The organism is Streptomyces sp. NRRL S-495, assembly GCF_000966955.1.
GTDB classification, from domain to species: domain Bacteria; phylum Actinomycetota; class Actinomycetes; order Streptomycetales; family Streptomycetaceae; genus Kitasatospora; species Kitasatospora purpeofusca.
The window spans coordinates 1-667 of sequence record NZ_JZWY01001102.1; the positions used below are offsets into that span (position 1 = coordinate 1).

Genomic DNA, 667 nt, shown 5'->3' on the forward strand with positions numbered 1-667 from the left:
CGACTCGCCCCTGATGCCGGTCATCGCCTGGCAGCCGCTCTGCGTCTTCGCCGACGGGGCCGAGCACCGACGGCTGCGCGGCGCCGTCACCGCCGGCCTGAACGGCACCGACCGGCGCGGCGTCCGACGCTTCGTCACCCGCTACACCGCCGAGCTGGTCGAGGAGTTCGGGCCGACCGGACAGGCCGAACTGGTGAGCCGGTTCGCGGAGCACCTGCCGATGCTGGTGATGACACAGCTGGTCGGCATGCCGGAGGAGTACGGCCCGCGCCTGGTCGATGCCGCCCGGGACCTCATGAAGGGCACCGAAACCGCCATCGCCAGCAATGACCACGTGGTCGCGGCGCTGCGCCGGCTGGTCGAGCGCAAGCGGACCGACCCCGGCGCCGACCTCTGCACCCGGCTGATGCAGCACGAGGCCGGACTGACGGACGAGGAGGTGCTGGAACACCTGCGGGTCGTGCTGCTGGCGGCGAACGAGACGACCGTCAACCTGATCGCCGACACGCTGAAGATGATCCTCACCGACGAGCGGTTCCGGGCCCACCTGTCGGGCGGCCACATGACCGTGCCGGACGCGCTGGACCAAGTCCTCTGGGACTCCCCGCCGATGTCGCTGGTCGCCGGCCGCTGGGCCACCGGGGACACCCTGCTCGGCGGGCAGCGG

General features: G+C 72.0%; 1 pseudogene. It reads left to right on the forward strand.

The features are described 5' to 3' along the window. Positions 1-667, forward strand: a pseudogene (locus VR45_RS39430) (cytochrome P450); the annotation flags it as partial.